This window comes from Chryseolinea sp. T2 (assembly GCF_037203685.1).
Lineage (GTDB): Bacteria > Bacteroidota > Bacteroidia > Cytophagales > Cyclobacteriaceae > Chryseolinea.
Genome location: NZ_JBBCAU010000002.1, coordinates 221463 through 247078 on the forward strand (window position 1 = coordinate 221463; position 25616 = coordinate 247078).

The following is a 25616-nucleotide window of genomic DNA, read 5'->3' on the forward strand; positions in this document are numbered from 1 at the left end:
AGTAGGGAACATCCGGGTTTTTTTAAGGAACGGTTCCGTGATTCCTTGCCCAACTAAATACTCAGGACTCAGGACTAAGGACTAACTGGCTATCTCTTTCTCAACACGACGACGTTTCCCGATTTCTCGTATTTCACCCCAGCCATGTCAGTGAGGAATGCTCTGAATGTGTAAGTGCCTTCTGGTACAGCGTCGCCTTTATAAGTTCCATCCCAGGCAACAGTAAGGTCAGTAGTATAGAACAGCATCTCGCCCCAGCGATTGAAAACCATAAACTCGACTGTCTCCGTATACTGGCTCATCACTTTGAATGTGTCGTTCAGTCCGTCATTATTTGGCGTGAAGGTATTGGGGTGATAGATGTTCGGTTGTTTGATGATTACCACCTGATTCGAGATAGACTCTACGACCGTTCCATCGACCGCAGTCGCGAGTATGCGATAGGCAATGACCTGATTATTAGGGTCAGGATCTGAATCGGTTATTGTAAGAGCATTGCCTGCGTCAACCGACGTTAATAATTGCCCGTCCTCGTCATAACGTTCAACAGTGTAATGATCCACACCATTAACCCAGCCAGCGTATGCATTCCATGATAGTACTACTGAGTTATCGTCCTGCAAGACTGCGGTGAGTATGAGTGGACAGGCTGCTGCACTTAACGTACTCTTATTGCCGCATTCATCAACGTACGAAACGGCATAGCATTCGGGAGCGTTAACCAGAAAGGCGTTATCACTTATGATCTGGTCCTTGGTCTTTCCGAATTCAACATTGTTTTTGAAGACCGTATATTCAGCGGGCTTGTAGAGAATGTCCTGCGACCATTGAAGGTCCAGGCTGGTCGTCCCCGTTATCTGAATGGAAATATTCTGTGGTGTTGCAGGCTGCTGACTGGTAAAGGCGGTAGCGCAGGATTCAAGCGAGATGCTTCGGCTTCCATTGGTGTAAACCGTAGTAAGCTGATAACAATACTCCTCGTTGCATAACACGTCGGTATCGTCCAGTGATGTTTGAGGAGGTGTAGCAGAAATGGCAGTCGTGCCGGAAGGATTTCTACTGAAGTTGTAAGCACTAACGCCCGTGCTATTGGTCCGCCAGATAAGACGGTTGGCGCCGTTGATGGCTGTTGCATCGAAGTCGGCACTGCAGATGATATTTGAATAGGCAATAACGGAATTACTGCAGGGGTCAAAGGCGCCCAGCCGGAAACAGTAATAATTGCTATTCACATTGAGTCCGGTAATGGTCTGCATCGACGAGTTATAGACGTCGCGATAGGGTTGAAACGTTCCTGCATTGGTGGCCACTTCAAGTTTATACAGTACGTTCTGTTCAATGTTTGCAAAGTCTAAACGTATAGTGGAAGCGTCAGTAACCTGAAGTTGACTGATCGTAGGCGTTGCCAATGAACCCGAAGCGGCAATGGGAAATAATGTTTTGTTGCAATTGTCGGCGGCACCAATATTTCGTCCGTGGACGCTCAGGATCTTCGAGCCGGCGGAAGGGTAGGTGTATGAGTACTTTGCTGAAACATTCTTGGGAACCACCTGTTCAGGTGTACCGTCATTGTTGTAATCAACTACATACTCATCGTAGTTGTTATCGGGTATCGTCAGTTGAATCCCGTTTGAGCTGCATTTAAAAACCTGGATGGCAGGTTGAATATTCGGCAATACGTTAATAGTGATTTGATCAAACCCCTGCGTTTGAAAAAGTATTCGAAGTGTATATGTTCCGGGCTGCAGATACGTATGATCAAAATCGTTTTGCTCAAAGTCAATAAGGACTGGAAATTCGTAGTCCATGTCACAGGGTGTTGCTCCGTTGCAGGCGTAGGGAGGTATGATGGTGACATTGACGGTGAACGGCGCACATCCACTGATCTGATCCACCTGAAAGCGTCCCTTATCACTGACATAGGGCTGAGCCAGCACACCCAGTGATGCCATACACAATGCAAACATGATTATGATTCTAAGCATTGTGCAGGGCTTTCGGGCTTTTAAGAAATGTTTCTGCGTTTTGAATATCCTTGTGAAGTACACGATCGTCTTCTATAAACGGCACCTCTTGCCTAAAATTATGCACAAATTCCTCCAGTACGACAGAAGTCCTCAAGGGACGCCGGAACGTCAGCGCCTGACATGCCGTGATGAGCTCAATAGCCAGTATCGAATAGGCATTTTGTACAATTCTGAAGGCTTTTGTAGCAGCGTTGGCCCCCATGCTCACATGATCTTCCTGCCCGTTCGATGACACAATTGAATCGACGCTCGCCGGCGAGCAGAGTTGCTTATTCTGACTGACCAGTGATGCGGCGGTATACTGGGGAATCATCAGTCCGGAGTTGATACCGGGATTAGCCACCAGGTAAGCAGGCAGGTCGCGCAATCCGCTGATCAGCTGATAGGTTCGGCGCTCTGAAATGCTTCCAAGTTCTGAAAGGGCGATCGCGATAAAGTCGAGGGCCAGGGCCAATGGTTGTCCGTGAAAGTTGCCGGCCGATACGATCTTATCTTCGTCGGGAAACACGTTGGGATTGTCAGTGACACTGTTAATCTCAATCAGAAATACATTCGTGGCATAGTCGATGGCATCAGCACTGGCACCATGAACCTGAGGAATGCAACGGAACGAGTAGGGGTCCTGCACGTGCTTCTTCGGTTGTGTAATCAATTCGCTTCCCTGAAGCATTTCACGGATCGATGCCGCGATCCTTCGCTGCCCGTTATGTGGCCGGATGGCGTGAACATCATCTTCAAATGGATCGGGCCTGCCGTCGAAGGTGTCGAGCGAAAGAGCTCCTATGCGTGAAGCCAGATGCAAAAGGCGCTGAGCATGATGACATATCCACACACCGTACGCACTCATAAACTGAGTACCATTGAGTAATGCGAGACCTTCCTTTGCAGCGAGATGAAGACGTGGCCAGCCCAGGCGCTCACTCACGATAGCTGAAGCAACAGGCTCTCCGTTGAAAAAAACTTCGCCTTCATTGAGCAATGGAAGTGTGAGGTGCGCCAGGGGAGCAAGATCTCCCGAGGCCCCCAATGAGCCCATTTCAAAAACGCGCGGCAGTACATTCTGATTCAGCATATCCGCCAGTCGCTGAACTGTCCCGAGTTGTACACCTGAATAGCCGTATGACAGCGACTGAATTTTCAGAAGCAACATCAGACGAACGATTTCCTGAGGAACTTCAGGCCCCGTCCCGCATGCATGAGATTTCACGAGGTTCTCCTGCAACGTCTCCAGTTGATTGGTCGAGATGTTTCTGTTGTACAGAGAACCGAAACCAGTATTGATTCCGTAGATCGGCTGCGTTGAATTCTTTAGCTTTTCGTCAAGGTATGAACGGCACTTTGATATCTTCTCTTTGGAAGAATCAGAGAGTTCAACGGTCACTCCACCCGAAAGGAATATCGCGATCGACTGAAGGGTAAGTTGCTCTGCTGATATAATGTGCACGGACATAGTTCCAGTTGTGAACAAAGTTAGCGGAATACTTTACTTATTCACTTCCTACTGCAGCGCCTTCACAATATCATCGAGTGACAACTTCTTTTGTTCTCCGAGGTTCATGTCTTTAAGTGCCAGCAGCCCGCTCTCCATTTCGTCCGATCCAATCACAATAGTGTACGCGATCATCTTTCGGTTGGCATAATCCAGCTGTTTCTTGATCTTGGCATGATCAGGATATACCTCGGCCGCAATGCCATTGGCACGAAGCTGATTCAAAAGTTTTAATCCGTATAACTGGCTGGCTTCGTCGAAGTGACAGATCAATACTTTCGACGACTGCTGAGCTTCTTTCGGAAACAGCTGCAACTCCTCAAGCGCGTCGTACAGCCGGTCGACACCAAACGAGAACCCTACTCCCGAGAGATTATCTTTGTCACCGAAAGCCGCGGTGAGATTGTCGTAGCGACCGCCCCCGCTTACACTGCCGAGACTCGTATTGTGCACTTTAACTTCAAAGATGCAGCCTGTGTAATAGCTAAGCCCCCTTGCCAGAGAGACATCGAAGTCCAGATGCTCATCAGTTACACCGAAACTCTCAAGGAGATTTAAAACCTCCTGCAGGTCGAGAATACCACGATGGCCCTGGTTATTGCTTCCAAACCTGGACGTGAGGAATGTTAGTTTGTTAATGGTTGATCCTTTGATTGAAAGGATCGTGAACAGGCCGGCAATGGATTCTTCACTGAAGCCAGCTGCGATCAGTTCCTCCTTTACCTTTTCGTCACCGATCTTGTCTCTCTTATCAATGGCAACAAAGAGTGCAGTTTGTTTGTCGAGCGCACCAACGGCTTCAGCAATTCCGGACAGGATAGCGCGATGGTTAATCTTAATGGAATAGTCCGTTATGTTCAGACGGCGAAACACCTCGCGGATCATAAGGATGATCTCCACTTCGCAGATGAGCGAGTTGGTACCTACAACGTCGGCGTCACACTGATAGAATTCACGGTAGCGACCTCTTTGGGGCCGGTCGGCTCGCCAGACCGGTTGTATCTGAAAGCGCTTGAACGGAAAGGCAATTTCTGAACGATTCATGACCACGTATCGTGCAAACGGCACGGTCAGGTCGTACCTCAGCCCCTTTTCTGCAATTTTGGTGGTGAGTTTTCTGGAGTCGCGCTCCTGAAGCAGGCTGTCGTTAATCAGAAAGCTGCCGTTTTTTTCCTTTTTGAGGTAGTCCCCGGAGTTGAGGAGCTTGAACAGGAGTTGATCGCCCTCTTCGCCGTATTTCCCTGTTAACGTTGTAAGGTTCTCCATGGCCGGCGTCTCAAGGGGCTGAAATCCAAATAATTGGAAGACAGTTCGGATATGGTTCAGAATAAATTGCCTTTTGGCCATCGTGGCCGGACCAAAATCGCGCGTTCCCTGAGGTAGTGTTGGCTTCTCCATGCGCCGCAAATGTAGGAATTAGGGCTATTGGTGAAAGACCAACGTTTAGATTTGTGCGTTGGGTCCGGGAAGATAATGGAACCAGTAAGGGACGAATACAAGAGCAATGAGACACCGGTCTGATACGGGTCTGATACGGGTCTGATACGGGTCTGATACGGGTCTAATACGGGTTTGATACGGGTTTGATACCGATGGAAGAGGAGGTTAATACCAGGTTACATAGAAGGCATGTCCGGGAACAGACGATTGGGCCCCGATACAACGTTTGTAGGGGCATAAATGCAAGGCGTTGTTGCCAAAGGGGGGTGGAACAGTGGAAGCTCCGCCGCTATGGGAATGAGAATCGGAAAATTTTCTGAAATTAGTTGGGAGATGGTAAAAAACAATCTATTTTTGCGCTCCTTAAAGAATACACGTATGGCGATCACCAGATACAAGAGAAAAGCACGGAAGGACAAAGCAAAGGCTGCAGTTAGACGTCAAACTTTGAAGAATCAGAATTTTCAACCTGTGATCAAGAACGTTGATGTCGAAAAGATCAAGGAAGAATTCAAGGCAAAGAAGAAGTAATCATTGTATAAACGATATGGAAAGTCCTGCTTCGTCATGCGAGGCAGGACTTTCTTTTTTTGCACATTGCAGACTTTCTGACGACTCATCGATATTTATTTGTTATGACTCAGCGCTTCATCAACTGGAATGTGAATGGAATCCGGTCAATCATCAAGAAAGACTTCCTTCAGGACGTGAGTGCCATGAACCCCGATGTCTTTTGCATGCAGGAGACAAAGGGTGGATATGATGAAGTGATGCAGACGCTTACTGCTCTGGCGGGATATCACGTGTACGTCAATTCTTCCAAAGCGCGGAAGGGCTATAGCGGCACGGCAATTTTGTCGCGTACAGAACCACTCAATGTTTCTTACGATATGGGCGTAGAGGAATACGATCAGGAAGGACGAGTGATCACAGCTGAATATCTTACTTATTTTCTTGTTACAGTTTATACACCCAACTCCGGCGAAGGGCTTCAACGCCTCGACTACCGGTCGCGTTGGGATGCGCAGTTCACCTATTATCTCAACTGGCTCAGGCGACGGAAACCTGTAATTGTCTGCGGCGATCTGAATGTTGCCCATCAACCTATTGATATTGCCAATGCTAAATCAAACTACAACAAGTCTGCCGGCTATACGCAGGTGGAGATAGACGGATTTACGCGGCTGCTCGAAAGCGGTTTCGTCGATACGTTCCGCCGCTTATATCCGCAGGAAGTGAAGTACACCTACTGGAACTACGTCACCAATGCCCGGGCAAAGAATACCGGCTGGAGGATCGACTATTTTCTGGTGAACGAATCATGGGCCGACAGAGTCAAAGATTCGATGATCTTTAATGAGTATATGGGATCAGACCATTGCCCGGTTGGAATGGATATCACGATTGACAATTAAGTGGCAGCTATTCGGCTGGTAGCTGCGGTGCAATGGTTGACCTTAGCTCCTTCGACTTAACAGAGATATACTGATAAATAGTATACAGGTCTCCTTCCAACATGCCAAGATCAGTTTTGCCATAGCGATCATACTGTGACTGACCAATGATATCTGGTTGAAGATAGTAGGGCGATACTTCGTTATAAACCCTGGCCAGCACATCACGCAGTTGTTCGTCAGTCAATTTATTCAGGAGCTCGTTATATGCCTGCAGGTATTTTCCATACAGATAGGAGTCAGCAGCTATTTTCTTGTCGAGTTCGTCTTCAAGGGAAAACAGTAGCTTATCACCCTGGGTTCGGCCGCGCACTTCAGCACCTTCATGAGGATGTCCCTGGAGCAGATCGTCAAAGTCCCAGGGGATAATCTCGAATTTTGATTTCTGAGGATTCCACATGAAATAGGCTTCGTCAGCGTAATCGGCATTTTGGAACAGATGATTGAACGCCAGCCAGCTGAAATAGCTATGCAGATCGAGCAAGCGCGCAGCTCATTAGTTGGAATCCGGAATGATATAGTGTTGGTATTGCTGGCATCAGGAGTCGCCGGCTTGCTGAATTGCAGTTGTCTGTCAACCTGCGCTGACAGGTACTGCAGACTGAGCAATACCAGTACACATGAACAAGCGACCGTTTTCAAAGACTGAAGGTGATGTAGCTATCGAATATAAGGAATAGCCAAGAATAGACCAGCAGACATGGATTAAGTACTTTCGCGTCCTGGGAAGTTTCCCGGTAACAAGCAAAGGTAAAACCAACCTGACTATGAAGTTCACGACAAAAACCCGCTGGCAATATTATGTCGCTAACGTGGCCGGGATAGTTGGCATCCTTGCGTTATTGGGCTGGTCAATCAGTCGTTCCCTTGCAGGCGGAATCGACTTCACCTCCGTACATCTTTGGCTTGCATTCCTGATGCTGATCCTGCTTCCTTTTCCGTTGATCGGTTTCTTCTCTTCTATGAAGGCCGTGGACGTGAATACCAAAGCGATCATCATTACCTACGTTTTTCAGAGACATAGCAACGTCATCTCGTTTGATGACATTGCCGAAGTGAAGTCTCAGCAAAGCGGCACCGGTACCCGGAAAAGCTCCTTTCGCGATACGTTCACACTTATCCTCAAAGATGGCAGGGCATTCGAGTTCGATCGCTCACAGTTTGATCAGTATGACAAATTAAGGACAGTCTGTACGAAGGCCGCCGCAAAGCGGTAGTTATCAGTTCCTGATAGTAACGAGTCCCGGATTGTATAATCGCTGATGCTCAGCATGCAAAGTTGCAGCTGGCATTTTAATGACCTGGCGATCATAGGTCATCAGGCCGTTGGTCTCAACTTCAACATCTGTAGTTTGAGTGTAAACTGCAGCGCTCAGGCCCTTCGAGATTAGGGGTTCCAGGCGGAGGATGAACGATTTGTATTGTTCCAATAGTTTTTCGTTAGTAGTAAAACTCTGATATCCCCAGTTGTCTTTCGTCTGCCACGTGTGTCCTTCTAACGGTAGCCCTAAGCCTCCATACTCGCCAAGTACAACAACACGATCTTTTCCGAAGATCTCAGGATCAGGCATCACGGGTTCGGGATAGTTGTGCAGGTCCAAGATGTGTCCTACAGGATGGAAATTTCCACCACTCGCCGTATTAACAAGGCGTGAGTGATCATACTCCATGGTCCAGTTAACAATCTCTTCAGTTTTGAACTGACCCCATGCTTCATTGAAAGGCACCCAAACGACTATTGATGGGAAGTTAAAGCAGGCGTCCATGATAGCCTTCCATTCAGTCTTGAAGATCTTTTCAGATTCAGGTGTACGATCCTTCGAAGTCCCCTTACCGAGAATGGCAGGCCTGGGCTCCCATGTATTTCCCATGTCGCCGCTCGGCATATCCTGCCAAACAAGCATACCCAGTTTATCGCAGTGATAATACCAGCGGGCTGGCTCAACCTTGACGTGTTTACGGATCATGTTGAAGCCCATGTCTTTCGTTTTCTCAATGTCGAACTTCAACGCCTCGTCGGTAGGAGCAGTGTACAGGCCGTCGGGCCACCATCCCTGATCGAGCGGACCAAAGTGAAAGAGGAAAGCATTGTTCAATAGCATGCGCTGAATGCCATTGTTGTCAGTGCCGATTGAAATCTTGCGCATAGCGAAGTAACTCTTTACCACGTCGATCACTTTGTTCTTTCTGATAAGAGTGAACTGCAGGTCATACAGGACGGGATTACTGGGAGACCACAGTTGTGCATTAGGAATGGTGATGGTTCCGGCCATGCCGCTCCAGGTTTCCTCTGCCACTACCTTAGCGTCTTTCAGAGCTGTTACCTTCAGTTTATCGCCAGCCTGAAGGTTGTTAATTATGGTGGTGACCTGTAAAGTACTCTTGTCGATGTCGGGCACGTGGCGTGTGGACATAATATAAGACTGCGGAACTGGCTCCAGCCATACCGTTTGCCATATGCCGGTTACGGGTGTGTACCAGATGGCATGAGGTTTTTTTACCTGTTTACCTCTTGGCTGAGGTCCATCGTCAGATGGGTCCCACACGGACACCACAATTTCCTGTGCTCCTTTGCGAAGCAGGGGAGTAATATCAAAAGAGAAAGGATCATAGCCTCCTTCGTGTTTACCTGCTGACTTTCGGTTGACAAACACTTCGCAGCGCCAGTCAACAGCCCCGAAGTGTAACAACACGTTTTTGCCTTTATAGTTTGCAGGTAAGGTGACTGTTCTTTTATACCAGAGCTTATTCTCTGCACCAACATTTTTACCTACGCCAGACAAGGCGGCTTCGACGGCGAAGGGAACCAGGATCTTGCCATCAAACGAAGAAGGTGTGGTGTCATTTGCAGGTCGTATCGCATAGTCCCATAGGCCGTTGAGGTTTGTCCAGCCTTGGCGCACGAGCTGTGGCCGGGGATACTCGGGTAATGGGTTCGAAGCATTAACCTGTGCTGCCCAGGTTGTAGCAATCTTTCCCTCCGCCATTTTCCATGACGACTGGCCATTTGCGCATAGGGCAAGCGATATCAGTACTACTGATAGAATTTTTTTCATGTGGGTATTACTTTAAACGCACTATATCCATTTGTTGGATCGCATCCAGTCAAGGCAACGGTCGAGCCACCTATCGGGAGATGTGGGATTCACCAAACCAAAACCATGTCCTCCTTTCGGATAAATGAACAGTTCGGCTGGTACATTGTGACGCTGCAACGACTCATAAAAATGGATGCTGTTGGCCACTTTCACGACGTTATCATCGCCTGCGTGCATCAGAAATGTTGGCGGAGTGTCTGCGGTGATTTGCAGTTCATTGGAGTAGAGTTTCACATCGCTTGCCGATGGCGTGGCTCCGATGAGATTCGTGCGGGATCCAATGTGACCGATACTGTCGCTGAAGCTGATCACCGGATAGAGAAGTATCATAAAATCAGGGCGTGCGCTAACCTTTGCTGAGTTATCTACCAATACTTCTTTGTAGTGTGTTCCGGCAGTTGAAGCCAGATGGCCGCCAGCAGAAAAGCCGGCAATACCGATCTTGTTGGGATCAACATTAAACTCTTTGGCGCGGCTTCTCACTAAGAGCATGGCTTGCTGCGCGTCCTGAAGCGGACCAATGCGCTTGTCCTTCATGATCTTATCAGAAGGCAGTCGATACTTAAGGATAAAGCAGGCAATGCCAGCTTTGTTCAATGCTTCGGCGACATCAGTACCTTCGTGTTTGAATGCATTGATGCCATATCCGCCTCCGGGACATAGAACCACAGCTGCACCATTGGCCTTTTCTTTCGGTGGAAGATAGACCGTCAGAGTTGGCCGTGAAATGTTACTGATTCTGACAATGCCGTCTTCAGCTTTCTTCTCCTCATCGGGCCCTGCAATCTCGTTCGGAATACGATCTGCATATAGTTTAATGATGGATTGTGAATTAGCTGTAGTCATGAATGAAGTCAAAAGCGCCGCCAGGCAAAACAGTCTGAAGCAGGAATTCATAGACAGGTTATTTGGCTGAAAACTGATAGGTAGTTCTCGTCTTGTACACTTCGCCGGGCTTCAGCACAACAGAAGGGAACTCCGGCTTGTTCGGTGAATCGGGGAAGTGTTGTGTTTCCAGACATACCGCGTAACGCTGTGCATACACGGTGTTGAATTTACCGGTAACTGAGCCGTCCAGGAAATTACCTGAATACAGTTGCGTGCCGGGCTCGGAAGTAAACACATCCATCTGACGACCGCTGGTTGAATCAGAAAGTGTTGCAATGTGAGCGTAGCTTCCAAGCGGTTTGTCGAACACATAACAATGGTCATACCCACGGCCGATCTTGATTTGGGCGTCGTTGTCATTGATCCTTGCTCCAATCACTGCCGGTTGGGTGAAATCAAAAGGCGTTCCTTTTACGGGTTTGATTTCTCCGGTTGGTATGAGACCATCATCAACCGGAACAAACTTTGAAGCGTTCAGCTGAAGCGTGTGACCGAGGATATTGCGTTTGGTATTACCCGTGAGGTTGAAGTAGGAGTGATTTGTGAGGTTCACAACGGTAGGTTTGTCTGTCGTGGCCTCATAGTATATTTTTAGCTCATTGTCGTTGGTCAGGGTGTACGTAACAGTGACCTGGAGATTGCCCGGATAACCTTCTTCCATATCCTTGCTGAGATACGTCAGCTTCAGAGATGCAGAGTCAGGAGTTGATGATGCCACCGGGGCCCATACAACTTTGTCGAAACCGACCTTTCCACCGTGAAGATGGTTCTTACCGTTGTTTTGAACGAGCGTATATGTTTTGCCGTCGAGTTTAAACTTCCCTTTTGCAATTCGGTTTCCGTAGCGGCCCACCAGTGCACCAAAGAATGAGGGTGCCTTGAGATAACCGGCGAGTGAATCGTAGCCAAGCACGACGTCTTCGAACTTTCCATTGCGATCAGCTGTCCTGATTGATGTAATGATGCCACCATAATTGGTGATGTCGGCTTCCATGCCTGATGCATTGCGCAGCTTAAACAGCTTGAGCGGCGTCCCGTCGGGCAGAGTACCAAACGAAGTTTCAGATATTGACGCTACAGCGGCCACCGAGTCTTTAACGGGTTCAGTTGTTGAAGTATCTTTTTTCGGAGCATTGCAGGCAGCTATCAGCATAGCTCCAAGGTTCAACACAGCTATGCGAAGAAAGTGATTTTTCATGCGGGAGAAATTGATAAATGAGATTTTTATTTAGACGGACCAAGCAGAACGGTTTAACACAATTGACTAAAACTATCACAATTCCGGCGAAAAATACTAACCACTGATAACGTTTGTGATTTGAATCGCAACCGCTAGTTGTCTATAACACTTGTTCCATTGACCAGCTTCACAATATAGTGGCCCATGTCGACTCCGAATTTCCTGCGATATGAGGCCTGCAAGGTAGAAATGAAGTCATCAATGCCCGAACGTTGCACCAGGTTGATCGTGCACCCGCCAAATCCGCCACCCATCATGCGCGCGCCTATAACGTCTGGATGTTTCTGGGCCAGTTCAAACATGTAGTCAAGTTCATCACAGCTAACCTCATACATTTGGGAAAGCCCCCGATGGCTTTCATACATGCGTTGCCCGAAAGCGATCAAATCTCCTTTGGCAAGATGGTTTGCGGCCTCATGGACGCGGGCATTCTCTTCCACCACATACCGGCATCGCCTGTAAACAACGTCGCCAAGTTCGGAGCGATGCTGTTCGATTTGAGATAGCGTTGCATCGCGCAAACTTTTAACGTCGGAATAGTAGCTTTGGAGTATTCTTACACCCTCTTCACACTCCTGTCGCCGCGTATTGTACCCGGAAGAGGCGAGGGAATGCTTTACCATGGTATCGCACAAAACAAGCGTATAGTCTTTAAGATCCAGTGGGAAATAATGGTATTCCAGTGACCGGCAGTCGAGCATAAATGCCTTATCAGCCATGCTCATCATGCTGGCAAACTGATCCATAATGCCGCACATCACTCCGACGTATTGGTGCTCCGACCATTGTGCTGTATGGACCATCTCTAAACGCGGCAGTTTAAACTGGTGAAGGTGATCAACGCCAAATGCAAAACCACACTCCAGTGCGGCCGAAGATGAAAGTCCTGCTCCGGTAGGGACATCACCGTCAACAACGCAGTGCAGTGCGTCCATTTTCAAACCCTTTTCTTTATACTGATGAAGTACGCCAAGCATGTAGTTGGCCCAGACCGGGTGGGCTACACGCACGGGATTCTGAATGTCGAATTCGTAGGTTTGCCCATGCTTAAGAGCGTGAAGGCTGGACGTTTTGTCCTTCGACCGGCCAATAGCAAACACCATTTCGCGGTCTATACCGGCCGGCATCACAAATCCGTCGTTGTAGTCGGTATGTTCTCCAATCAGATTAATGCGTCCCGGTGAACGAACCAGAAGCGGTTCTGAGCCATGGAGTCTAATGTATGCTTCGCGAACCTTCGTCGCCAACGGATGCATCGCCATCCTTTCGCGTGAATGGCTCATGAAATGGAATAGTTCATCATAATCCTCAAAGATATTATTCTTTGATAATTAATGATCGGATATTAGGGGTGTTTATGGCCTGTATATTGCCGGAACTAAGGACGATCTCATAAATGTTATTTCGGTATGAAATGGACAGATGTTTTGAACTATGCCAAGAATGGCAGCCCGCAGCCAGACACACGGGTTGAAAAGTCGGACGCGGAATGGCAACAATTGTTAACGCCTGATGAATACCGTATTACGAGGCGAAAGGGAACTGAGCGCGCCTTTACAGGTGAGTACTGCGAGGCCCACGAGCCCGGTCTCTATGCATGCCGGTGTTGTGATACACCGCTTTTTGACTCCACCCAAAAATTTGAGTCAGGAACGGGATGGCCAAGCTTTACTGAGCCGGTAAAGGAGAATGTTATTAAGTATGAGGCCGACTACAGTTATGGCATGACCCGTGTAGAGGTGATGTGCGCCGTATGCGACTGCCACCTGGGACATGTCTTCCCCGATGGGCCGAAGCCTTCAGGACTGCGCTTTTGTATCAATAGTGCTTCTATCCGCCTTGCGAAGTCGGACGTAGCACTGTAAAACTCAATGGATCTAAACTCCGACGTAATTGAAAGGCGTTATGCTTTTCAGTCGGAGCTTTAGGTCAGCGCTGATGTCAAGGCCGTCAATGAAGGTGGCTATGCTTTGCTGAGTGATCTTTTCATTCTTCCGGGTAAGCGCCTTCAGTGCTTCATATGGATTTGGATATCCTTCTTTCCGCAGAATTGTCTGGATGGCCTCGGCTACTACAGCCCAGTTTTTCTCGAGGTCATCATCAATCGCCTGTTTATTCAGTTCGAGTTTTCCGATACCCTTTAACAGCGATTGCACAGCCACCTGAGTATGAGCCATGGGAACGCCCACATTCCGAAGCACTGTTGAGTCAGTGAGGTCTCGTTGCAATCTTGATACTGGTAGCTTTGCAGACAGATATTCCAGAATGGCATTTGCATAACCCAGGTTGCCTTCGGCGTTTTCGAAGTCGATCGGGTTCACTTTATGCGGCATTGCCGAAGAACCTACTTCACCTTCGCGGATCTTTTGTTTGAAGTACTCCATCGATATGTATTGCCATACATCACGGCTGAAGTCAATGAGAATAGTATTGATCCGTTTTACGTTGTCGAACAGTGCAGCAAGAAAATCATAGTGCTCGATCTGTGTGGTGGGATAGCTTCTAACTAGCCCCAGGTGCTGACAAAATTCCTCAGCAAACTTATTCCAGTCGATATTAGGGTATGCGATATAATGTGCATTGAGGTTACCCGTGGCGCCTCCGAACTTCGCGGCAAACGGGATAAGTCTCAGCTGGGTGAGTTGCTTCTCAAGGCGCGCAGCAAAGACCATGATCTCCTTACCCAATCGGGTAGGAGTCGCAGGCTGGCCGTGCGTATAGGCAAGCATGGGTATGTCTTTCCACTCTTTTGCCAGTGCATTTAGTTTGCCAAGCAACATGTTCATTGCCGGATAATACTCGTTGTTGAAATATTCCTTCAGCAACAACGGTATCGACGTGTTGTTAATATCCTGTGACGTGAGTCCAAAGTGAATGAACTCTTTGAAGTCGTCGAGGTTAAGAAATTCAAACTCTTTTTTAATGAAATATTCAACTGCCTTAACGTCGTGATTGGTGATTTTTTCGATGTCTTTCACCTGCACTGCGCGTTCCTCAGTAAAGTTCTTATAGATCTTACGCAGGTCGTTAAGTCGGTGTACTGGAAAATCGTCAAGTTCTGACACAGTCGCCGACAGTGAGATCAAATATTCGATCTCAACCTGGATCCGGTAACGTATGAAACCGTATTCAGAAAAATATTGAGTGAGCGGTTTGACGACTTCAAAGTATCTGCCATCTACCGGAGAGATTGCTGTGAGCGGAGTTAAAGCCACGTTTTGGTTTGTTGGGGTTCAAAATTACACTTTTTACCATAACCTGCACAGAGGCAATCAATTCCTTGCTACTTTTACGGATATAAACTGGTGTGAATTAACGCGACGTTAATAATTGCGTCGTGTGCAGTTTCAGGTTCAACGCAAAGAGTTATGGCATTCAGTTTTTTTAAGAAATCGGACAAAGGAGAAAAGCCAGATAATAAGCCTGCGGGGCAGGCTGATGTTCGTAAAGAGGAAGCGCATGTTGGTCCGCGTTATTTTGATCTGAAGGTTAAGGATATCGTTCAGGAAACGCGGGACGCTATCTCGATAGTGTTCGAACAACCTGCTGGCAGCAAGATTGGCTACAAGTCCGGTCAGTTCCTCACCTTGATTGCTACTGTTGGGGGGAAGGAAGTTCGCCGTGCGTATTCATTATGCTCTTCTCCATTTGTAGATCAGGATCTTGCTGTAACTGTGAAGCGGGTAGAGCAAGGGTTGATGTCCAACTGGCTGCCGGACAATCTGTCGAAAGGAACCACTCTGAGGGTGATGGAACCAATGGGGCAGTTTACATCGGCGTACGAAAAAAGCAACAAGCGACATGTCATCATGTTTGCGGGTGGTTCAGGTATCACGCCGATGATGTCGATCATTAAATCGCTCATGTCGCAGGAGCCGGACAGCATCTGTTCGCTGATCTACTGCAACCGCGATGAGCACAGTATTATATTTCGTCAGGCGCTGGAGCACTTGCAGACAAACGATGAGGGACGCCTGCATGTAATTCATATTCTTGACCAGGCACCGATGAACTGGCAGGGATATTCCGGGTTGCTGAATCATGATATGCTTACAAGATTATTTGAGCGCATACCTGACTGGGGAATATCAAAGACCGTTTACCTGATGTGCGGACCGGAGGGGATGATGAAGAACGTTGAATCGCTGCTTCGCGTACGCAACATCCCGATGGACAAGGTGTTTAAGGAGAGTTTCGTGCAAGGAACTATCGATAAGGAAAAGAAGATGGAAGAAGCACCGGGTCCGGCCAGCAAGGAACGCGAGGTAACTATCCGATACGATGGTCAGGAATTTAAGGTGATGGTGCCTCCGAATAAGGCGATCCTGGAGACGGCCCTCGATGCCGGTATTGATCTGCCTTACTCATGTCAGAGCGGTTTGTGCACGGCCTGCCGTGGCAAATGCCTCTCGGGGAAGGTCAAGCTCGACGAAGAGGATGGGCTGTCGAAATCGGAGCGCGAGCAGGGTTATGTGCTCACATGCGTAGGCCACCCGTTGACGGATGATGTGGTAATCGAGATCGGGTGAGAATTAAGAATTAAGAATTAAGAGTTAAGAATTAGCTCCGCCCTTCGGGCGACGATGGCACGACCGCAGGTCGTGATAGCTAATTCTTAACTCTTAATTCTTAATTCTTAATTTCAGCACATAGCTGTCCGCAGTGATGAACAACGTTTTCCCATCCGGTGTGAAGGCCACGTTCGAAGTCGGGACCGTCACTTTAATTTTGCCCAGTACCTTTCCATTCTGATCGAATATCCAGACGCCGCCGGGGCCAGTAGCGAATACGTTGCCTGATTGATCAACTTTAAGTCCGTCGGGGAGGCCGGGTACTCCGGTTTTAGCTTCTGCTGTTGCGTCATAAAAAAGCGAGGCGCTTTTCACAGAATCAGTTTCGGTAAGATCGAACGTGTACCAGACTGCCTTCTCCGGGTCAGAACTGGCAACAATCAGCCGCCGTTCGCCGGGAAAAAAAGCAATGCCGTTAGGCCGTGTTACTGAATCTGAGATGAGCGTAACCGCCCCGTTGCTGGCTTTGTACACTCCCTGAAATGGAATTTCTTTTGTTGCACCGTTGTCGTCGGGAAGGCCATAGGGTGGATCAGTAAAGAACAGAGTGCCTGCGCTGTTGAACACAGCGTCATTGGGACTGTTCAGTTTCTTTCCCTGATAGTTATCGGCCAATGGAGTGTAGTCAGCTGACGGAGTGTTCAAAGATGCATTCATAACAGAAACACGACGGTCACCATGCTGGCAAAGAACCAGCTTACCATCCCTGGTAAGTACGAGGCCGTTTGATCCTTCTTCCTTTGAATAAGGCTTGTCAGCCTTAGTTGTATAACCGGAAGGCTTTAACCAAACTTCTTTTCCTTTTTCCGGCGTCCACTTATAAACTGTGTTTTGAGGAACATCAGAAACGATGAGGAAGTTTTCGGATGGAAGCCATAACGGACCTTCACTCCAGTCGAATCCGTCCATGATGACTTCCACTTTGGCATCTGTATCAACGAGGGCGTCGAGGGCAGGATCGATGCGTTCAATAGTGGCGAGGGTTGGTGCGTCTTCTTTGGACTTGCACGCAGCAAGTAGAGATGCTGCTGCAAGCACCAGGTAAGTGTATTTCATGCGCAGATAGGTTATTATTTACCGAATACGGCTTTTATCGCCGCGTTTGCAATTGCTTCATCGTCTTCTTCCGACAATCCACTCACACCAATGCCACCAACAACAGTTCCTTCCTGCCGTATGGTAACACCGCCTCCAAATCCGGTGATCTTGTCATCTCCCCAATAGGTCTGTGGCCGGTTCTTGTCAGTCATAAACTCTCCCATGAGTCGGGTGTCCTTTCGATCGATCGCTGCTGTGTATGCTTTGTTAATGGCAATGCGGGAGGCCGCAGGACTTGCACCATCCATACGGATAAAAGCGATGAGCTCGCCCTCCGGGCCGGCAATGGCAACGGCTACATCTTTCTTTAGACGTGCCACGTGCTTTAAAACATCGTCAATCATTGACATGGCTTCAATTGAGCTCACTTTGAGTTGAGAGAACATACGATTTAGTTCGTGTTTAATGCAAGATAGAAACTCCGCCGTTCAATGCCAGCTAAGTTAACGGCGAATGATACAAATGGTATACAGGTAACTTTAAAAAGAGGCGGCCACTCGCCTTACAATTCTCAATTTTCGGCTCTCAATTCTCAATTCAATCCTTACCTTCAAACGGTGATATCAGTTGCTAATCTATCGTACGCTTTTAATGATGCAGTGGCCCTTCGCTTTCCTGATTTTGAAGTGGTGCAAGGGGATCATTTACTTTTAACAGGGCAATCGGGCTCCGGCAAAACGACGCTCTTGCATCTCATTGGGGGCCTAAGAAGAAATTATAAGGGCTCCATCAGGATCGACAATACAGAGCTTTCGTCACTAACATCATCGACGATAGACCGTTTTCGCGGTGGGAGGATTGGATTTGTGTTTCAGAGAAACCATCTTATACCAGCGCTGACCGTTGAAGACAATCTTCGAATGGCACCTTATCTGGCAGGTATTCCGATCGACGACGCTCGCGTTGACCAGCTATTAAATCGACTCGACCTGACTCACCAGCGGCAAAAACGTGTACATCAACTGAGCCAGGGTCAGGCCCAGCGTGTAGCCATAGCGAGAGCGGTGCTGAACAGACCAGCGATCGTGGTTGCAGACGAACCTACATCTTCGTTAGATGACAATAACTGCAGACGCGTAATCGATTTGTTGTTGCAGGTGGCGGGCGAAAACTCTTCGTCGCTGTTGGTCGCAACCCACGACCGGAGGTTAATGGATAGAATGAAAAAACAAATCATTCTTTCATGAACCTTGTTTTTCTTGTCTGGCAATACCTGAAGTTCAGGCCGCTTACGACGGTATTAAATATCTTATTGCTTGGCCTTGGAATCGCAGTGATCACTATCATGGTGCTTTCCAATCTTCAGCTACAGCGAAACATAAGTCGCAATGCGCAAGGGATAGACCTGGTAATAGGTGCGAAGGGAAGTCCGATGCAGCTGATCTTAAGCAGCATATTTCATGTCGATGTCCCTACGGGCAACATCAAGATTAGAGACGCCGAAAGGTTTGCTAAAGGAGCACTCGTAAAGCAGTCCATCCCCCTCGCGCTCGGTGACAGTTACAGATCTTTTCGTATTGTAGGCACCGATAAAAGATATGCCGGTCTTTATTCAGCAGAACTTGCGCAAGGCAAGTGGTGGACAAGAAGCATGGAAGCTACGCTCGGATCTGTGGTTGCAACCCGCACCGGATTGAAGACAGGAGATCGCTTTTCGAGTGCGCATGGTCTGACCTCCGGTGGACACGAGCATGATGAACAGACGTACCAGGTGGTGGGAGTATTTGCCGCAACGGGATCAATACTGGACGAACTCATACTCACGAATATCGAAAGCATTTGGCAGGTTCATGATCTATGGACAGCTGCCGATCAGCAGCGCTCTCAGCAAGATACGATCCCGCTATTGACACGGTCGCCCATCGTTCCGGTTATCATGCGAGGAGACTCCGTCAGAGAGATAACATCTCTGCTGATCCAGTATCGATCAGCGCTTGGCGCTGTTCAATTACCCCGAATTGTCAATTCTAATTCAACCATGCAGGCCGCATCACCTGTGTTCGAAACGGCAAGGCTGTTCTCAATTATAGGGTCAGGTGCAGATCTTTTTCTGGCATTTGCTTACCTGTTGATATTGATTGCCGGTATAAGCATTTTCATCGCGTTGTACAATTCTCTTCGCGAACGACGCTATGACATGGCGATCATGCGTACCATGGGTGCAAGCAGAATAAAGTTATTCGTGGCGGTGCTCGTTGAAGGCATTGTTATGTCTGTGGCCGGTAGTTTCGCCGGACTTGCCCTGGGACATATTGCACTTGCTGCCGTTCCTTTTTGGTTTGAGCAAACGGAGAAGGCCGGAATTACCGGGTGGTACTTTCATCCTTTCGAGTTGATTTTGGTGTCAGGCAGTGCCTTGCTGGGTGTGGTGTGTGCATTAGTGCCGGCAGTGGAAGCTTACCGAACTGATATTTCCGACATCCTCGCAGAAAACAACTAACAGTTGAATAACTTTGATTTATGATCACCTTTGGAAACGCCAATTTCAAGTATCGTTCGGATAGCTATGTCAGGCAGCCGAAAAAGGAATTTGCATTCATAGTCGTCTTCGTTTTGATTTCGGCATTACAGGCGATGGGTCAGGCCGTGCCTGATTCCTGGGCCTTGTTTGCAAAAACGAAGTTCGAGCCAAAGTATCATGAGAAGGCTCAGGAGTATCTGATGCATCCTAACTTTCCACCGGAGATCAAGGCTATGGAAGGAAAGGAGATCTCAGTAGTGGGGTATTTCCTGCCGTTCGCTCCGGAAGGTTCAGGATATATTATCATTTCGAAGTATCCCATGAGTCAGTGTTATTTCTGTGGGGGAGGCGGACCGGAATCTATCGCGGAGGTGAACTTTGCAAAGAGCCAGGCAAAATTTCAGATGGATGACCTTATCACGGTCAAAGGAAAGCTCAAGCTGAACGCAGACGACATGGATCATATCAATTTTATCGTGGTCGACGCCGAGTTGATAAAGCGTTAGAGCACTGCCAATTTCGAAGGAGAAGTACGTGCTGGTTAAAATGATGTGATATTTGTGCTGCCTTTACTATTTTGCGCCATTTATTTAAACCACCACGCTTGGTATGGTAAAAATTGGACAGGGGAAACTGTTGTACAGCGACTTCGAAAAGGTCTTGTATCTCGGCGAGCAAATTGAGTTGGCCGACTCGGCTTTGAACAGAGTTGAGAAAAATTATCAGTTTCTGCAGTCATGGGCTGAAAACAAGATTATTTATGGCATTAACACGGGCTTCGGCCCGATGGCCCAGTACAAAATAAGCGAGGCGGATCAACATCAGCTTCAATACAATCTCATCAGAAGTCACAGTTCGGGCAGCGGCGCACCAATGTCGGAAGACATGGCGCGTGCAACAATGCTCGCGCGCCTTAACAGCCTTATTCAAGGTTATTCGGGAATTCATCCATCGGCCATTGAGCTGTTGACAAAACTCCTCAATGAAAAAATCTCTGCCTGCATATTTGAACGTGGAGGCGTTGGAGCAAGTGGCGACCTGGTTCAACTGGCACATCTTGCATTGAATCTCATAGGAGAAGGAGAAGTGTTTGTCGATGGCAACCTCAGGCCAGCATCTGAAGTGTTTTCATCCCGCGGCATTGCTCCGCTTCAGGTTTACCTGCGCGAAGGACTTTCGCTCATGAATGGAACGTCGGCAATGACGGGCGTGGGAATGGTGAACATTATTCACGCACATTATCTTATCGGATGTTCTGTCGTGATGTCGGCGATTACTAATGAATTGATGAAGTCATTTGATGATCACTTCTCCTTCGAGCTGAACCACGTAAAGCATCACCCCGGGCAATCGAAGGTTGCTGAAGCCATGCGCCATGTACTCGCCGATAGCAAACTCATTCGTAAACGACCGGATCATCTTTATCATCGTAAGATTGTAGAGGCAGTATTTACCGATAAGGTCCAGGAATATTATTCCTTGCGTTGCGTACCGCAGATCCTTGGGCCGGTGCTGGACACCATCGCAGAAGTTCAGCGTGTACTAGAAGACGAAGTGAATTCTGTTAATGATAATCCCATCGTTGATCACGAGCGCGAGAATGTTTATCACGGGGGAAATTTCCACGGTGACTATGTCTCACTGGCAATGGATAAGCTTAAGATTGTGATGACGAAACTGACCATGTTGTCCGAGCGTCAGCTGAACTATCTTTTGAATGACAAGCTGAATCAAAAGCTTTCACCTTTTATCAATCTTGGAACACTTGGATTGAACTTCGGACTGCAGGGCATGCAATTCACGGCGACATCGACAACGGCCGAGAATCAGACTTTATCTTTTCCAATGTATCTCCACAGCATATCCAATAACAACGACAACCAGGACATTGTGAGCATGGGGTGCAACGCAGCGCTTATGACACGTCGTGTAATTGACAATGCCTTCGATGTGCTGGCAATTCAGGCTCTGGCAGTTGTTCAGGCGATTGATTTCCTAAAATGTCAGGCAAGGCTTTCGCCTTTTTCACATTCGCTGTATGAAAACGTGAGGGCTATCGTTGGACCTATCGTAGAGGACAAGCCACGGTACACGGACATTCGGAAAATGCGTGATTACATGCTGAAGTTAGGTGCAACTGTAAAACTGGGATCATGAAATACGCGCTTGTGACGGGTGGATCACGCGGTATCGGGAGGGCTATTTGCCTTAAACTTGCCGAACAGCAATATAACATTCTGATCAACTACCGCAGCAACGATGACGAGGCCAGGAAAACAGCTGACCTGGTACAGGAGCACAACGTGACTGCTACGCTCCTGAAGTTTGATGTATCAAACAAGGAGGAGGTTGATTCCGTACTCGGTGCCTGGGTAGATGCGCACAAAGAGGACGTTATAGAAGTGCTGATCAATAATGCCGGGATCCGCGAAGATGCGTTAATGGTATTTATGACCGATGATCAATGGCGCCGCGTACTGGGAGCGAGCCTTGACGCTTTTTATTATGTGTCCCGTGCTGTGATGAACCCGATGCTGGCCAATCGATACGGGCGTATTGTGACCGTTGTTTCACTAAGTGGGATCAAAGGTATGCCTGGACAAACTAACTATTCAGCGGCAAAGGCTGGTGTTATCGGAGCTACGAAGGCCCTGGCCCAGGAGGTTGCCCGACGTGGCATAACAGTTAATGCCGTAGCACCTGGATTCGTACGCACGGACATGACTCAGGATCTCAATGAGGCCGAATTAAAGGCTATAATACCCATGAAGCGATTTGGGGAACCGGAAGAAGTAGCGGACGCCGTGGCCTTTCTGGCATCGAAAAAGGCATCGTACATAACGGGTGCTGTATTGTCTATAAACGGCGGCTTATATACCTGAATCCTTTACTGCCAAAAGCGAACCTTGTTGCAGAGATGCACGTTTCCTTTACGTATAGGGCGTGCGGTGTCGGAATTTTTATCCTATTTTTGCGCCTTGTTAAATTTAACTACAGCTAAAGCGCCACGATTTTTTAGATGAACCGGGTCGTCATAACTGGAATTGGAGTTTATTCTACAATAGGCAAAAGCCTGGATGCTGTAAGGGATTCCTTGTACCATGGAAATTCGGGTATCATTCTCGACCCTGCCAGAAAGCAGATGGGCTATCGCTCCGGACTTACTGGCTTCGTTGAGCGGCCCTCTCTAAAGGGAGTGCTGGATCGTCGTGCGCGGGTGATGTTGCCTGAGCAAGGTGAGTTTGCCTACATGGCCACGCGCGAAGCATTTGAGCTTGCCCGGATTGATCAGGATTACCTTGACAAGCACGAGGTGGGCTTAATCTATGGAAATGACAGTTCAGCCCAGCCGGTTATTGAGGCTATTGACATCATCCGCGAGAAAAAAGATACGATGATGGTTGGTTCAGGCAACGTTTTTCAGGTGCTGAACTCAACCGTGAACATGAACCTGGCAACAATATATCGCCTTCGCGGGATCAACTTTACGGTGAGCGCGGCCTGTGCCAGTGGTTCACATGCCATCGGATTAGGGGCAATGTTTATCCGTCAGGGGATGCAGGATATTGTGGTATGTGGCGGTGCCCAGGAGATCAACAGGTATTCGATGGGCAATTTTGATGCCCTGGGAGCTTTTTCGGTCCGCGAAAACGATCCCAGGTCAGCATCGCGACCGTTTGATAAGGGACGAGATGGACTGGTTCCCAGTGGTGGCGCAGCAACTGTAATATTGGAAAGCCTCGAGTCAGCAAAGCGGAGAGGGGTAAAAATACTGGGAGAACTGATCGGCTACGGGTTTTCGTCAAACGGCGAACACATTTCCAATCCAACGGTGCAGGGCCCGGCACGTTCATTGCGCATGGCCATGAAAGACTCAGGACTTGATATTAGAGAAATCTCTTACATAAACGCCCATGCTACCTCAACGCCTTCGGGCGACGCGAGCGAAGCAAAGGCCATATATGACGTTTTTGGCAGTGTCGGCACACCGGTAAGTTCAACCAAGTCTATGACCGGACACGAATGCTGGATGGCCGGTGCAAGTGAAATAGTATACTCGATGCTGATGATGGAACATTCATTCATCGCTCCTAACATCAACTTCGAGACGCCAGACGACGATTCAGCGCGCCTTAACATCATCACCAAAGCGTTGAATAAAAATATTGATGTATTTTTGTCAAATTCTTTTGGATTCGGGGGTACTAACTCAACCCTGATAGTTAAAAAGTGGAAGGAATAATGATGGAAGAAAAGGCGATCATAGAAAAGATCAATGGCTTCCTGGCTGAGGAATTCGAAGTCGACCCTAAGAAGATGCAGCCAGCAGCCAGTATTCGAGAAGTTCTTGAACTCGATAGCCTGGACTACATTGACCTTGTAGTCGTGATTGAGCACAATTTTGGTTTCAAGGTCAATCCCGAGGATTTTAACGGCATCGATACTTTCAAGACTTTTTACGAATACGTGATCAAGCGCGTAGCGGAAAAAGTTCCACACTAAGATGACGCAGTGGCAGGGCCGGTCCCGTGCAACGCCGCTGGGCTACAGAATCATGGTGTTCGTCGCGAGGAACCTGGGGATGTCTGTGTCGTATTTTATCCTCCGATTCATCGCCTTTTACTACTTGCTTTTCTCGCGTACATCAACGCGTGTTATTTATGACCTTTTGCGACATCGCCTGAAGTTCGGTTGGTGGCGTTCTGTCAAAGGCACCTACCGCAACTACTATATCTTCGCTCAGACCCTGCTCGACAAAATTGTCGTGATGGCTGGTATTGAAAATAAACTGTCCTATGAATTTGATGGGGAAGAGAATCTCAGGGAGATTGTCCGGCGCGGAAAGGGAGGAATTCTGATAAGTGCCCATGTTGGAAACTGGGAGGCAGCGGGCCACTTGCTAAAACGCCTTAACGCCCGTATTAATGTTGTGATGTATGACGGTGAACAACAGCAAATCAAAGAATACCTTGAAAGCGTGACAGGGCGGCGAAACCTCAACGTCATCCTGGTGAAGCCTGATCTGTCTCATGTGTACGCAATGGGGGAGGCTCTCCAGAATAACGAGTTGATTTGCCTCCATGCCGATCGCTTTCTTGAAGGGAACAAGACAGTGAAAAGGAGCTTTCTGGGAGAGGAGGCGAACTTCCCATCGGGACCGTTTATTCTTGCCGCCAGTTTCAAGGCACCGGTTTCGCTCGTATTTGCATTCAAGGAATCGCGTTCACACTACCATTTTTATGGCAGCCCGATTCTGCAGGCTCATGATGAGGAGACTAAGTCTGAATTCAGGGACCGCCTTCTTGGTGCGTTTGTGGAAGCTCTCGACCAAAAAGTGAAGATGTATCCTGAACAATGGTTCAATTATTTTAATTTTTGGGCAAAATGACCAATTTTGTAATCACTCATGTTGGCTAACCGCGAAGATATACTCAAGTTCATTCCTCAACGTCGGCCAATCGTTATGGTACACCGACTGGCTGTTGCAAGTGATGATGCAGCAGTGACTGAGTTTGATATTGAACCAGACAACGTCTTCATTTCCGATAAACACTTTGCAGAGCCCGGAATGGTGGAAAACATTGCACAGACCGCAGCTGTGCACATTGGCTATCAGTGTTCCCAGAAGAATATTCCTATTCCCATCGGTTATATAGCGGCGATAAAAGATTTAAGGGTAAAAGGCAGGCCTTTGGTCAACTCTTCTATAACGACCTCCGTTAAGGTCGTCAATAAAGTGCTTGACATAACCGTGGTGCAGGGCATGATCACGCAGGGCGGCGAAACGCTGTGCACCTGTGAAATGCGTATATTCGCCAAGTTGCAGGCCTGAAACGAAATCCCTTACAA

At 48.1% G+C, this 25616-nt stretch carries 25 protein-coding genes; 14 read left to right on the forward strand and 11 right to left on the reverse strand.

The features are described from left to right. Positions 1–89: 89 nt before the first annotated feature. Genes WBG78_RS05855 through hisS form a run of 3 tightly spaced genes read right to left on the reverse strand, consistent with a single transcriptional unit; the run spans position 90 to position 4914 of the window. Positions 90–1985, reverse strand: a complete 1896-nt coding sequence (locus tag WBG78_RS05855) for a T9SS type B sorting domain-containing protein (protein WP_337325455.1) — start codon at positions 1983–1985, stop codon at positions 90–92. Beyond that, positions 1978–3477, reverse strand: a complete 1500-nt coding sequence (gene hutH / locus WBG78_RS05860; RefSeq protein ID WP_337325456.1) for a histidine ammonia-lyase — start codon at positions 3475–3477, stop codon at positions 1978–1980. The genes WBG78_RS05855 and hutH overlap by 8 nt, the downstream gene beginning before the upstream one ends. Positions 3478–3525: 48 nt before the next feature. Next, complete coding sequence (gene hisS / locus WBG78_RS05865; RefSeq protein WP_337325457.1) at positions 3526–4914, reverse strand: histidine--tRNA ligase; 1389 nt, start codon at positions 4912–4914, stop codon at positions 3526–3528. A gap of 420 nt (positions 4915–5334) precedes the next feature. Between hisS and WBG78_RS05870 the strand changes: the two genes are divergently transcribed. Both WBG78_RS05870 and WBG78_RS05875 read left to right on the forward strand, forming a co-directional pair. Then, positions 5335–5487, forward strand: coding sequence for a hypothetical protein (locus WBG78_RS05870; RefSeq protein ID WP_337325458.1), 153 nt, complete (start codon positions 5335–5337; stop codon positions 5485–5487). Between the two features lie 104 nt (positions 5488–5591). Then, complete coding sequence (locus WBG78_RS05875; protein ID WP_337325459.1) at positions 5592–6371, forward strand: exodeoxyribonuclease III; 780 nt, start codon at positions 5592–5594, stop codon at positions 6369–6371. A gap of 7 nt (positions 6372–6378) precedes the next feature. Here WBG78_RS05875 and WBG78_RS05880 read toward each other — a convergent pair whose 3' ends face one another. Next, positions 6379–6894 carry a CotH kinase family protein gene (locus WBG78_RS05880; protein WP_337325460.1) on the reverse strand — a complete coding sequence of 172 codons (516 nt, stop codon included), beginning with the start codon at positions 6892–6894 and terminating at the stop codon, positions 6379–6381. Between the two features lie 283 nt (positions 6895–7177). Between WBG78_RS05880 and WBG78_RS05885 the strand changes: the two genes are divergently transcribed. After that, complete coding sequence (locus WBG78_RS05885) at positions 7178–7627, forward strand: hypothetical protein (protein WP_337325461.1); 450 nt, start codon at positions 7178–7180, stop codon at positions 7625–7627. A 3-nt stretch (positions 7628–7630) separates the two neighbouring features. Here WBG78_RS05885 and WBG78_RS05890 read toward each other — a convergent pair whose 3' ends face one another. From WBG78_RS05890 to galK, 4 genes are all read right to left on the reverse strand, one after another. Then, complete coding sequence (locus tag WBG78_RS05890) at positions 7631–9466, reverse strand: glycoside hydrolase family 2 protein (RefSeq protein ID WP_337325462.1); 1836 nt, start codon at positions 9464–9466, stop codon at positions 7631–7633. A 21-nt stretch (positions 9467–9487) separates the two neighbouring features. Next, positions 9488–10405 carry an alpha/beta hydrolase gene (locus WBG78_RS05895; RefSeq protein WP_337325463.1) on the reverse strand — a complete coding sequence of 306 codons (918 nt, stop codon included), beginning with the start codon at positions 10403–10405 and terminating at the stop codon, positions 9488–9490. A gap of 7 nt (positions 10406–10412) precedes the next feature. Then, positions 10413–11594 carry an aldose epimerase family protein gene (locus tag WBG78_RS05900; protein WP_337325464.1) on the reverse strand — a complete coding sequence of 394 codons (1182 nt, stop codon included), beginning with the start codon at positions 11592–11594 and terminating at the stop codon, positions 10413–10415. A 134-nt stretch (positions 11595–11728) separates the two neighbouring features. Next, complete coding sequence (gene galK, locus WBG78_RS05905; RefSeq protein WP_337325465.1) at positions 11729–12919, reverse strand: galactokinase; 1191 nt, start codon at positions 12917–12919, stop codon at positions 11729–11731. A 126-nt stretch (positions 12920–13045) separates the two neighbouring features. Here galK and msrB point away from each other — a divergent pair, with 126 nt between their 5' ends. After that, complete coding sequence (gene msrB, locus WBG78_RS05910) at positions 13046–13501, forward strand: peptide-methionine (R)-S-oxide reductase MsrB (RefSeq protein ID WP_337325466.1); 456 nt, start codon at positions 13046–13048, stop codon at positions 13499–13501. A gap of 12 nt (positions 13502–13513) precedes the next feature. On the opposite strand, the gene purB is transcribed toward msrB, so the two are convergent. After that, on the reverse strand, positions 13514–14851 hold the full coding sequence (gene purB, locus WBG78_RS05915; RefSeq protein WP_337325467.1) for an adenylosuccinate lyase: 1338 nt from the start codon (positions 14849–14851) through the stop codon (positions 13514–13516). Between the two features lie 153 nt (positions 14852–15004). On the opposite strand from purB, the gene WBG78_RS05920 reads away from it, so the two are divergent. Next, complete coding sequence (locus WBG78_RS05920) at positions 15005–16165, forward strand: ferredoxin--NADP reductase (protein WP_337325468.1); 1161 nt, start codon at positions 15005–15007, stop codon at positions 16163–16165. Between the two features lie 93 nt (positions 16166–16258). On the opposite strand, the gene WBG78_RS05925 is transcribed toward WBG78_RS05920, so the two are convergent. Both WBG78_RS05925 and WBG78_RS05930 read right to left on the reverse strand, forming a co-directional pair. After that, entirely contained in the window at positions 16259–17263 is a 1005-nt protein-coding gene (locus tag WBG78_RS05925; protein ID WP_337325469.1) for an SMP-30/gluconolactonase/LRE family protein, read from the reverse strand. 14 nt (positions 17264–17277) lie between these two features. Beyond that, on the reverse strand, positions 17278–17691 hold the full coding sequence (locus WBG78_RS05930; protein ID WP_337325470.1) for a GlcG/HbpS family heme-binding protein: 414 nt from the start codon (positions 17689–17691) through the stop codon (positions 17278–17280). A gap of 45 nt (positions 17692–17736) precedes the next feature. On the opposite strand from WBG78_RS05930, the gene WBG78_RS05935 reads away from it, so the two are divergent. The 9 genes from WBG78_RS05935 to WBG78_RS05975 all read left to right on the forward strand — a co-directional run bounded on the left by WBG78_RS05935 (position 17737) and on the right by WBG78_RS05975 (position 25599). Next, a complete protein-coding gene (locus tag WBG78_RS05935; RefSeq protein ID WP_337325471.1) occupies positions 17737–18492 on the forward strand; it encodes an ABC transporter ATP-binding protein in 756 nt (251 codons plus the stop codon). Continuing rightward, a complete protein-coding gene (locus WBG78_RS05940) occupies positions 18489–19745 on the forward strand; it encodes an ABC transporter permease (RefSeq protein ID WP_337325472.1) in 1257 nt (418 codons plus the stop codon). The genes WBG78_RS05935 and WBG78_RS05940 overlap by 4 nt, the downstream gene beginning before the upstream one ends. Positions 19746–19765: 20 nt before the next feature. After that, positions 19766–20272, forward strand: coding sequence for a hypothetical protein (locus WBG78_RS05945; protein ID WP_337325473.1), 507 nt, complete (start codon positions 19766–19768; stop codon positions 20270–20272). Positions 20273–20375: 103 nt separating this feature from the next. After that, positions 20376–21923, forward strand: coding sequence for an HAL/PAL/TAL family ammonia-lyase (locus tag WBG78_RS05950; protein ID WP_337325474.1), 1548 nt, complete (start codon positions 20376–20378; stop codon positions 21921–21923). Next, positions 21920–22648, forward strand: coding sequence for a 3-oxoacyl-ACP reductase FabG (gene fabG / locus WBG78_RS05955; protein ID WP_337325475.1), 729 nt, complete (start codon positions 21920–21922; stop codon positions 22646–22648). Before WBG78_RS05950 ends, fabG begins: the two co-directional genes overlap by 4 nt. Before the next feature lie 137 nt (positions 22649–22785). Further along, positions 22786–24009 (forward strand): beta-ketoacyl-[acyl-carrier-protein] synthase family protein, encoded by a 1224-nt coding sequence (locus tag WBG78_RS05960; protein ID WP_337325476.1) that lies wholly within the window; start codon positions 22786–22788, stop codon positions 24007–24009. Further along, entirely contained in the window at positions 24009–24269 is a 261-nt protein-coding gene (locus tag WBG78_RS05965) for a phosphopantetheine-binding protein (RefSeq protein ID WP_337325477.1), read from the forward strand. The genes WBG78_RS05960 and WBG78_RS05965 overlap by 1 nt, the downstream gene beginning before the upstream one ends. 1 nt (position 24270) lies before the next feature. Next, a complete protein-coding gene (locus tag WBG78_RS05970; protein ID WP_337325478.1) occupies positions 24271–25155 on the forward strand; it encodes an LpxL/LpxP family acyltransferase in 885 nt (294 codons plus the stop codon). A 75-nt stretch (positions 25156–25230) separates the two neighbouring features. Continuing rightward, positions 25231–25599, forward strand: a complete 369-nt coding sequence (locus WBG78_RS05975; protein WP_337325479.1) for a hypothetical protein — start codon at positions 25231–25233, stop codon at positions 25597–25599. Positions 25600–25616 lie beyond the last annotated feature (17 nt).